Annotated in this window: 11 protein-coding genes and 1 pseudogene; all 12 read left to right on the forward strand. The window is 35.9% G+C overall.

Features of this window, described 5'->3' with window-relative positions:
* Nucleotides 1–208, forward strand: a pseudogene (locus ACFWDE_RS22410) (cell division protein FtsQ); the annotation flags it as partial.
* 397 nt (nucleotides 209–605) lie between these two features.
* Entirely contained in the window at nucleotides 606–1907 is a 1302-nt protein-coding gene (gene ftsA, locus ACFWDE_RS22415) for a cell division protein FtsA (RefSeq protein WP_002146035.1), read from the forward strand.
* Between the two features lie 39 nt (nucleotides 1908–1946).
* Entirely contained in the window at nucleotides 1947–3101 is a 1155-nt protein-coding gene (gene ftsZ / locus ACFWDE_RS22420; RefSeq protein WP_002066873.1) for a cell division protein FtsZ, read from the forward strand.
* 458 nt (nucleotides 3102–3559) lie between these two features.
* Entirely contained in the window at nucleotides 3560–4474 is a 915-nt protein-coding gene (gene spoIIGA, locus ACFWDE_RS22425; protein ID WP_002146036.1) for a sigma-E processing peptidase SpoIIGA, read from the forward strand.
* A gap of 19 nt (nucleotides 4475–4493) precedes the next feature.
* Entirely contained in the window at nucleotides 4494–5213 is a 720-nt protein-coding gene (gene sigE, locus ACFWDE_RS22430) for an RNA polymerase sporulation sigma factor SigE (protein ID WP_377894787.1), read from the forward strand.
* A 157-nt stretch (nucleotides 5214–5370) separates the two neighbouring features.
* Complete coding sequence (gene sigG / locus ACFWDE_RS22435; RefSeq protein ID WP_377894789.1) at nucleotides 5371–6150, forward strand: RNA polymerase sporulation sigma factor SigG; 780 nt, start codon at nucleotides 5371–5373, stop codon at nucleotides 6148–6150.
* A gap of 293 nt (nucleotides 6151–6443) precedes the next feature.
* Nucleotides 6444–6722, forward strand: coding sequence for a YlmC/YmxH family sporulation protein (locus ACFWDE_RS22440; RefSeq protein ID WP_377894790.1), 279 nt, complete (start codon nucleotides 6444–6446; stop codon nucleotides 6720–6722).
* 117 nt (nucleotides 6723–6839) lie between these two features.
* Nucleotides 6840–7649: a peptidoglycan editing factor PgeF gene (gene pgeF, locus ACFWDE_RS22445; RefSeq protein WP_377894792.1), complete on the forward strand. Its 810-nt coding sequence runs from the start codon at nucleotides 6840–6842 to the stop codon at nucleotides 7647–7649.
* Nucleotides 7650–7654: 5 nt separating this feature from the next.
* Entirely contained in the window at nucleotides 7655–8329 is a 675-nt protein-coding gene (locus tag ACFWDE_RS22450; protein WP_002146040.1) for a YggS family pyridoxal phosphate-dependent enzyme, read from the forward strand.
* A 19-nt stretch (nucleotides 8330–8348) separates the two neighbouring features.
* A complete protein-coding gene (locus ACFWDE_RS22455) occupies nucleotides 8349–8819 on the forward strand; it encodes a cell division protein SepF (RefSeq protein WP_002014721.1) in 471 nt (156 codons plus the stop codon).
* 6 nt (nucleotides 8820–8825) lie between these two features.
* Nucleotides 8826–9089: a YggT family protein gene (locus ACFWDE_RS22460; RefSeq protein ID WP_377894794.1), complete on the forward strand. Its 264-nt coding sequence runs from the start codon at nucleotides 8826–8828 to the stop codon at nucleotides 9087–9089.
* Nucleotides 9090–9104: 15 nt separating this feature from the next.
* On the forward strand, nucleotides 9105–9872 hold the full coding sequence (locus ACFWDE_RS22465) for a YlmH family RNA-binding protein (protein ID WP_377894796.1): 768 nt from the start codon (nucleotides 9105–9107) through the stop codon (nucleotides 9870–9872).
* The last annotated feature ends 87 nt before the right edge of the window (nucleotides 9873–9959 follow it).

The following is a 9959-nucleotide window of genomic DNA, read 5'->3' on the forward strand; positions in this document are numbered from 1 at the left end:
ATATACACCAACGAACGCAAATGAAGATCATCATACTTTATATATGAATGAAGGATATGAAGTGAGCACCACTATTCAAAATTTCGCAAAGCGAATGGAAGCTTATCCACTTATTTTAAAAACAATTGAACCTGGTAAGAAGGTTTTAATTGACTTAGAAGTGGGTGCATATACGAAGGAACTAGGTGCTGAAGAAAAGAAAGAATAGAATGATAGTTTTTACTGCGTACGTATGAAATGAAACAAATGTTCTTTTATATGGATGCTAATTTGCAAGAATGCTTAATTTGATGAAAAAAATGTAAATTTTCTTAGATTCATACTAGGATTGGTACAAGTTTCACTTTTCTACAAGTACATCTTAGTGTAGACTTATACTTGGCGGTAATCTTTACACTTGAAATATAATTATTTCAAGATAAAGCAGTTATTCACAGGTTACTGCGATATTCTTAAATGAATGTTAAATAAAAATAAGAAAAATATAGGGTTAAAAAAGGGAAACGTATAAAGACGTTGAATATTTTTCTTATAAATAGTAAAGTTGCGATTGTTGTTCCATATATTGAGTTGTATGGTATAAATAAAGAAGGAGGTGCCAAAGAATGAACAGCAATGAAATATATGTTAGTCTTGACATCGGTACATCCAATGTTAAAGTCATCATTGGTGAAATGGTTAATGATAGCTTAAACATTATTGGTGTTGGAAACGTAAAATCAAATGGTTTGAAGAAGGGATCGATAGTTGATATAGATGAAACTGTTCGATCAATTAAAAAAGCAATTGAACAAGCTGAGCGCATGGTGGGTATCCACATTGAGCAAGTTGTAGTAGGTGTCAATGCAAACCAGGTACAGTTGCTCCCGTGTCACGGAGTAGTCGCTGTTTCAAATGAAGATCGTGAAATCGGGAATGAAGATGTCTTACGCGTTCTAGATGCAGCGCAAGTTGTGTCAATTGCTCCTGAACGTGAATTTATTGATGTGGTACCTCGACAGTTCATTGTAGACGGTCTTGACGAGATTAACGATCCACGCGGGATGATCGGTGTAAGATTAGAAATGGAAGGTACACTTATTACAGGCTCGAGAACTTTACTACATAACCTACTTCGTTGTGTAGAAAAAGCAGGTCTTGAAATTGTTGATATTTGTCTGCAACCTTTAGCGGCAGCGACAGTTGCGTTATCTTCGGATGAAAGAAATAGAGGGGTAGCCCTTGTTGATATGGGTGGAGGATCTACAACCTTATCTATTTTTAAAGATGGAGAGTTGCAAGCAACGAGCGTATTGCCATTAGGTGGAGATCATATAACGAAGGATATAGCGATTGGGCTGAAAACTTCAACAGAAAATGCAGATCAAATTAAGCTGAAATATGGACATGCTTTTTATGATACAGCATCTGAAGAAGAGATGTTTACGGTTCCTATTATGGGAAGCGATCAAACAGAACAATATTCTCAGTTGGAATTATCGGATATAATAGAGGCTCGTGTAGAGGAAATTTTAATGTTTGTTCAAGATGAAGTGCATAAGTTAGGAGTAAAGCAAGCTGCTTCTGGATATGTACTAACTGGTGGGATAGCTTCTATGCCAGGTGTTCTTGATCTTGCATACGATATTTTACATGAAAATGTTCGTATAGCAACTCCTGATTATATTGGTGTTCGTGAGCCTCAATATACAAGTGGAGTTGGATTAATTAAACATTCTTATCAAAAAGCTAAATTACGTGGGAAAAATGTGCAGGAAAAGCAAGAACATTTTGAACCAGTACCAGCACCAATGCCGGTACAACAGCAACCTGCGAAGCAAAAAACTCGTAATCAAAACAATACTAATCAAAATGATGACCGTATGATGTCAAAAGTAAAACGTGTATTCCGTTATTTATGGGATTAAAATTGGACACGAAAAATGAGGTTCTAGGGGGATTTCGACATGTTAGAGTTTGATACTACTCAAGATCAATTAGCAAATATAAAAGTTATCGGTGTCGGCGGTGGCGGAAACAATGCTGTAAACCGTATGATTGAACATGGTGTACAAGGTGTAGACTTTATCGCTGTGAATACTGATGCACAAGCATTAAATCTATCAAAAGCTGAAACGAAAATGCAAATTGGTGGAAAATTAACGCGTGGACTTGGTGCAGGCGCAAACCCTGAAGTAGGGAAAAAAGCTGCAGAAGAAAGTAAAGAACAGATTCAAGAAGCACTTCGTGGCGCGGATATGGTCTTCGTAACTGCTGGTATGGGTGGCGGAACTGGAACTGGTGCAGCTCCAGTTGTTGCTCAAGTTGCAAAAGAACTAGGTGCGTTAACAGTTGGTGTTGTAACACGTCCATTTACATTTGAAGGACGTAAACGTGCAACTCAAGCTGCATCTGGTATTGCTTCATTTAAAGAAAATGTAGATACACTTATTGTAATTCCAAATGATCGCTTATTAGAGATTGTTGATAAAAATACGCCAATGTTAGAAGCGTTCCGTGAAGCTGATAACGTATTACGTCAAGGTGTTCAAGGTATTTCTGATTTAATTGCTACACCAGGTCTAATCAACTTAGACTTTGCAGACGTAAAAACAATTATGTCTAATAGAGGTTCTGCTTTAATGGGTATCGGTTCTGGTAATGGTGAAAATCGTGCAGCTGAAGCTGCGAAAAAAGCGATTTCTAGTCCATTACTAGAAACATCTATTGATGGAGCTCAAGGTGTTATTATGAACATTACGGGCGGCGCAAACTTAAGTTTATATGAAGTACAAGAAGCAGCAGACATTGTAGCTTCAGCTTCGGATCCAGAAGTAAATATGATCTTCGGTTCTGTTATTAATGAAGGATTAAAAGATGATATCGTTGTCACTGTAATTGCAACTGGTTTTGATGATAGTGCTTCGACACAGCCACCAAAACCAATTATCCGTCCGACTGCGAATCACACGCAACAGCAACAACAACCAGTAGCTCAACCTTCAAAACAACGTGAAGTTAAGCGTGAAATGAAACGTGAAGAGCCGGTTATGCATGATCGTCATACAGATTCAGATGACATCGATATTCCAGCATTCTTACGTAACCGTCGTAGACGATAAAAAAAAAGGAGCTTTCATGCTCCTTTTTTTTGTTGTCTAAATGGAAAAGATCTGCTAAGCAGATCTTTTTTTATTATTTTGCATATGGAGAGTCCAGTCCTATTTTTAAGCTATAAGCTGTGATAAATAAAGTGAAACTTTAATTAGTAGGGGTTGTTCATCCAAAATGATTGTTAGCCCGACTCCCGCTTAACTTCTCTACTTTTTTGTAGCTGAATTTTGAGGCAGGGGTGTTACTGCCCGCAAATAGCAAGATAAACTTTGTATATATATAATTCAATTATTATGTATACAAGTAAGGAATTTATATTATTCTATGAAAAATACACTTTTATCTTTTACCGACAGATTATGTCTAGAAATCACAAAATAACAAAAAAAAACCCTCCACCAATTGACACACTTTCCTATTGGATATGCATTATACTAGTCTCAACTTAAAAAAAGAGGTGAATTGTTTGGTTGTTTACGCCGACATTGTTTGGTTGTTAAACGCCTGCATTGATTTTCTTTTACTTTTATTAACAGCCACCGTGTTAAAAAAGAGAATCAAAAGATGGAGGCTTGTGTTAGGGGCATTTATAGGTTCAACTATTGTTATTTTCGCCTTTACGCCTTTTGCTTCTATGATGACACATCCAATTATGAAACTATTGTACTCGTTACTTATTGTGTATACAGCATTTGGGTTTTCAACATTTAGAAATTATGCACAAACTGTTTTTACTTTCTATTTTGTAACCTTTATGGTTGGTGGAGGATTAATTGGAACGCATTACTTTTTGCAAACGAACGAAATGGTAAATGGGTTAGTTCAATCTAAATCAGTTTCTTACGGTGATCCAATTAGTTGGTTGTTTGTTGTTTTTGGTTTTCCAGTAATTTATTATTTTTCTAAAAAGCGTATAGAAAGCGTAGAGGTCACAAAGATACACTATGATCAAATCGTGAAAGTGAAAATTCAATTAGCTGGAGAGGAACTAGAACTGGCAGGTCTAATTGATAGTGGGAACCAACTTTATGACCCGTTAACAAAAACACCCGTTATGATTATGCATATTTCATCATTAGAACATTGTTTGCCAGCTTGGTTAACAGAACAAATTTATTCCAAAACAGAAATTCCTCAAATACCAGAAAATGATTCTGGGTGGGCGACGAAACTACGTTTAATTCCTTTCCGAGCAGTAGGAATAGAGAATCAATTTTTATGGGCAATTAAGCCAGATTGTGTGCAAGTTTATCATGAAGGTTTGGTTGTTGTAAACAAAGTACTGATTGGATTAAATACACAACAATTATCTACCAATGGAGAGTATCAATGCATTGTACATCCGAAAATGTTGATTTCGCAAAAGATGGTAATTGCTTAATTATGAGAGGCGGGATAATATGGTGAAATTTAAATTTTATTTGGTATACCTTTGGTATAAAGTATTGCTGAAATTAGGAATTAAGACCGATGAAATTTATTATATTGGCGGAAGTGAAGCGTTGCCACCGCCGTTAACGAAAGACGAAGAGGCAGTTCTTTTGAATAAATTACCAAATGGAGATCAAGCTGCCAGGTCGATACTTATTGAACGTAATCTACGGCTTGTTGTATATATAGCAAGAAAATTTGAAAATACAGGGATAAATATTGAGGATTTGATTAGTATAGGAACAATTGGTCTTATTAAGGCAGTGAATACATTTAATCCAGAAAAGAAAATTAAATTAGCAACATATGCATCTCGTTGTATAGAAAATGAAATTTTAATGCATTTGCGTCGAAATAATAAAAATCGTTCGGAAGTTTCTTTTGATGAACCGCTTAACATTGATTGGGACGGAAATGAACTGTTATTATCAGATGTGTTAGGTACAGATGATGACATTATTACAAAAGATTTAGAAGCTACTGTAGATCGTCATCTTTTAATGAAAGCATTGCATCAATTAAATGATCGTGAAAAACAAATTATGGAGCTTCGGTTTGGACTCGCTGGTGGCGAAGAGAAGACACAAAAAGATGTGGCTGATATGCTTGGAATTTCACAGTCGTATATTTCTCGTTTGGAAAAAAGAATTATAAAAAGATTACGAAAAGAATTTAATAAAATGGTGTGAAGAATAAGACCAGTCGGTATCTAGACTGGTCTTATTCTCTTTTTGTGCATTAGGAAATATGATGTTTGTGAAAAACGATGGGAAAACCGTATGCATAAAATCCCCTTCAAAGGAAATACTTTACACTGTACAGCAACTCCCGATAGGAGGGAACACTTTGACGAGAAACAAAGTAGAAATTTGCGGTGTTGATACAGCTAAACTTCCAGTACTAAAAAATGAAGAGATGCGTAAATTATTTCGTGAAATGCAAAGTGGAGAGAGAAGCGCCAGAGAGAAATTAGTGAATGGAAACTTACGTCTTGTACTGAGCGTCATCCAAAGATTTAATAACAGAGGAGAATATGTTGATGATTTATTTCAAGTTGGTTGCATTGGACTTATGAAATCCATTGATAACTTTGATTTAGGCCAAAATGTAAAATTTTCAACGTATGCTGTGCCGATGATTATTGGGGAAATACGCAGATATTTGCGTGATAACAATCCAATTCGCGTATCTCGCTCATTACGAGATATTGCGTATAAAGCGTTGCAAGTAAGAGAAAAATTGATTGCTGAAAATTCAAAAGAACCAACAGCAATGGATATTGCGAAAGTTCTTGAAGTGACACATGAAGAAATTGTTTTTGCACTAGATGCTATTCAAGACCCGGTTTCATTATTTGAACCGATTTATAACGATGGAGGAGATCCTATCTTTGTTATGGATCAATTAAAGGATGAAAAACAAAAGGACGAGCAGTGGGTTGAAGAACTGGCGTTGAAAGAAGGAATGAAGCGTTTAAATGATCGTGAAAAAATGATTATTCGAAAACGTTTCTTCCAAGGAAAGACACAGATGGAAGTTGCTGAAGAAATTGGGATTTCTCAAGCGCAAGTATCACGTTTGGAGAAGTCTGCTATTAAGCAAATGAATAAGACGATTCAAGGATAAGGTCCTCACCAGTTATGGTGAGGCCTTTTTTATATATAATATTTTGCGCTCATAGTAGAGTAGGTAGGTTCATATAATGAAAATAAAATGGATGTTCTATTAGTAGCGGTTATATACTGTTTACCCGCTTCAAAATTCGGCTGAAGTAAGAAGTTAGATGGAAGCGGAGCTACCCGAAAAAGTCCGATTAGCATGGGCTAATAATCAGTAGGGATGGGAAAAATCCCACTGATTAAGGTTTCACTTTATTTGAGAGCGTACTTATGATTCATGATATAAGGGAGAGGATGAATATGATACGAATTTCGGAGTTTCAAATGAAGGATGTTGTAAATATTTTAGATGGAAAAATGCTTGGAAATATTGGAGATATTGATTTTGATATAGACACAGGGAAGATTAGGACAGTTATTATTTCCAAGCAGACACGTATGTTAGGACTCTTTGGAAAGGAAGTAGAATTTGTGATTCCTTGGGAGCAAATTATGAAAATTGGGGAAGATGTCATACTTGTCAGAGTAGATAATATTAATTCTGTAACAGGATCAATACAAACACCGACAATTTCATAAAGAATATTACAAATTCCCCTTTTTTTTCAGTTGTCATTATGAAAAAATAAAAGTATGGTAAAATAGACAGGAAGTACCATGCTTTTTTCTGTTATTTTAATTAAAAGGAGCCGCTTTATGAGAGAACCATTTAAATATGTGGACGGTATACTGTATTTACAAGCGTGGAAAGAACTTGGAAACATTACTGTTGGATTTACGACAAAAGATGGTGGAGTAAGTACAGGCTCCTTTCATGCGATGAATTTAGGATTACATGTGAATGATATCGTGGAGAATGTTCATGAAAACAGACGCATTTTAGCGAATAAGTTACAAAAACCATTAGAAAAATGGATTTGCTCTGAACAAGTTCATGACCATCATGTTGAGAAAGTAGGACTGCAAGAAAAAGGGAAAGGCGTTTATTCATATGAAGACGGTATTCCAAAAACGGATGGCATTTATACGACTAACAAAGATGTTCTCTTAACATCTTGTTACGCTGATTGTGTTCCGCTCTATTTTTATGCACCATCACATGATATGATAGGACTTGCGCATGCTGGGTGGAAAGGGACTGTAACAGAGATTGCGAAAGAAATGATTCAAAAGTGGAATGCAGAAGGTGTTTCAAGTGATGAAATTTATGTCGCAATTGGTCCTGCAATCGGATCGTGTTGTTATGTTGTTGATGATCGTGTATTAACAGCAGCACAGCAAGTAGTAAACGGATCTGTTCCCTATAAAGTAATTTCTAATGGTCAGTATGCAATTAATTTAAAAGAAGTTAATCGTATATTATGTGTACAAGCAGGCATAAAAGAAGAACATATTGTAATGTCATCTCTTTGTACAAGCTGTGAAGAACAATTATTTTTCTCTCATCGTCGTGATCAAGGTAAGACGGGGAGAATGTTGAGTTTCATAGGTTTTAAGGAGGAGTGAAGCAAGTGACAGTGCAAGGGAATTTAGCAGATGTAAACGAAGCAATTAAAGAATCTTGTGCACGAGTTGGACGTTCGATGAAAGATATTAAGCTCGTTGCAGTTACAAAAACTGTAGGAATTGAAAAAACAAGCGAAGTAATTGAAGCAGGAATTATTGATTTAGGTGAAAATAGAAATGAAGGTTTCTTACAAAAATACGAGCATTTCGGTTCAAAAGTGAATTGGCATTTTATTGGCTCATTGCAAACGAGAAAAGTAAAAGAAATCATTAATGAGATTGATTATTTACATTCATTAGATCGTCTTTCGCTTGCAAAAGAAATTCAAAAACGTGCTGATAAGAAAGTTAAATGCTTTATTCAAGTGAAAACATCATCTGAAGAATCAAAGCAAGGATTGGCGATAGAAGAAACAATTTCTTTTATTCAAAGTTTGCAAGAATTGGATAAGATTGAAGTGGTAGGATTAATGACAATGGCTCCGTTTACAGGAGAAGAGGAAGAGATTCGTCGCTGCTTTAAGGAATTGCACATGCTACAAACAGAGGTGCAGGAGCTAGAATTATTACATGCACCATGTAAAGAATTATCAATGGGAATGTCAAATGATTACACGATTGCAATTGAGGAAGGCGCTACATATATTCGTTTGGGAACGGTTTTAGTAGGAAAAGCGTAAGAGGAAGGAGAAAGTTATTATGAGTTGGTCAAAAGTAAAATACTTCTTTTTTGACACACCGGAAGAAAAAGAAGCAGCTCAATATAGTTATGAAAAGGAGCAAACAGACATGAAAAAACAACAAGATCCCCCAGAACAACAAGATGTTCCGTTTGCGAAAGTGCAACCGAAGCAAAATGTAGTGAGTATTGAAACAGCGAAGCAATCTTCAAAAGTTGTTTTACTAGAACCACGCACATATTCGGAAGCGCAAGGCATTTCGGATCACTTAAAAGGTAGACGAGCTGTTGTAATTAATTTGCAAAGAATGTCTACAGATCAAGCTGTACGTATCGTTGACTTTTTAAGTGGTACTGTATACGCTATAGGCGGGGATATTCAAAAAATAGGCCCGAAAACATTTATGTGTACACCTGAAAATGTTGATATCGTTGGTGCGATTTCAGAGTTATTCGGTGAAGAAGAAGAGACAAATATAAAGAGGTGGTAATACGCCATGACAACAGTTGTACAAGTATTGCAGTATGCTATTCAAATTTATTCCTATGCGCTTATCATTTATATTCTTTTGTCTTGGTTCCCAGGTGCAAGAGAATCAAAATTTGGTGATTTTCTTGCACGCATTTGCGAACCTTATTTAGAACCTTTTAGGAAATTTATTCCACCGCTTGGTATGATTGATATTTCTCCACTTGTTGCGATTTTCACATTGAATCTCGCTAGTAGAGGATTGACAAGTTTGTTTTTTTATTTTGTTTAGCGAAAGGCTACATACATGAGCATCTACGAGCATTTTAGACCGGATGAAGAGGTCTTTGTGGATAAAGTATTAGAGTGGAAACAGGCTGCTGAGTACCATCAAGTCAAGTTAACAGATTTTCTTGATCCAAGACAGCAACAAATTGTTTCTATGGTAATAGGGCAAGGAGATGTAGCTGTACGGTTTGATGGTGCGATGCCTGAAGCCGAACGGAAAAGAGCACTAATTTATCCAGATTATCTAGAATTAAATAAAGAGGAATTTCAAGTAGAAGTATTAGAAATTGACTATCCTTCCAAGTTTTTCACGCTAGAACATAGGCAAATATTAGGTGCATTCATGTCACTTGGTTTAACAAGGGAAAAATGTGGTGATATTTTGCTTCAAGAAAATCGTGCCCAAATTGCAGTTGCGAAAGAAGTTGTATCCTATATTGAAATGAACTTACAATCAATAGGGAAAATGAAAGTCACACTCTCTCCTATACAAGTAGAGAAAGTTTTGCGTGTAGGTGAAAAGTGGGGAGAAAAATCTGGAACAGTTTCGTCACTTCGTCTAGATGTTTTATTAGCTGAAATGCTGCATATATCTAGGCAGAAAGTACAGCCTCTGATAAAAGGTGGCTTAGTAAAAGTCAATTGGAAAACAGTAGAGCAAACTTCGTATGAATGTTTTCCGGGGGATGTTTTCTCGGTTAGAGGGTATGGACGAAGTAAATTATTTTCTGTAGAAGGTAGAACGAAGCGCGACAAATGGAGAGTTTTGTATGGTATACTAAAATGATTGGTTTTTTAGAAGGAAATTCTCTTATTTTGTCGAAGAAAAGATATAATTGAAAGAGGAAATTTAGATAACTACTTGGAGGTGGCG

The organism is Bacillus sp. NPDC060175, from assembly GCF_042728695.1.
In the GTDB taxonomy this organism is placed as follows: Bacteria; Bacillota; Bacilli; order Bacillales; family Bacillaceae_G; genus Bacillus_A.

What these genes read in the sequence shown, in the direction of transcription:
- ACFWDE_RS22455 (WP_002014721.1), top strand. Translation starts at nt 8,349, where the DNA reads ATGAGTTGGTCAAAAGTAAAATACTTCTTTTTTGACACACCGGAAGAA.
- pgeF (WP_377894792.1), top strand. Translation starts at nt 6,840, where the DNA reads ATGAGAGAACCATTTAAATATGTGGACGGTATACTGTATTTACAAGCG.
- ftsA (WP_002146035.1), top strand. Translation starts at nt 606, where the DNA reads ATGAACAGCAATGAAATATATGTTAGTCTTGACATCGGTACATCCAAT.
- ACFWDE_RS22465 (WP_377894796.1), top strand. Translation starts at nt 9,105, where the DNA reads ATGAGCATCTACGAGCATTTTAGACCGGATGAAGAGGTCTTTGTGGAT.
- ftsZ (WP_002066873.1), top strand. Translation starts at nt 1,947, where the DNA reads ATGTTAGAGTTTGATACTACTCAAGATCAATTAGCAAATATAAAAGTT.
- ACFWDE_RS22460 (WP_377894794.1), top strand. Translation starts at nt 8,826, where the DNA reads ATGACAACAGTTGTACAAGTATTGCAGTATGCTATTCAAATTTATTCC.
- ACFWDE_RS22440 (WP_377894790.1), top strand. Translation starts at nt 6,444, where the DNA reads ATGATACGAATTTCGGAGTTTCAAATGAAGGATGTTGTAAATATTTTA.
- sigE (WP_377894787.1), top strand. Translation starts at nt 4,494, where the DNA reads ATGGTGAAATTTAAATTTTATTTGGTATACCTTTGGTATAAAGTATTG.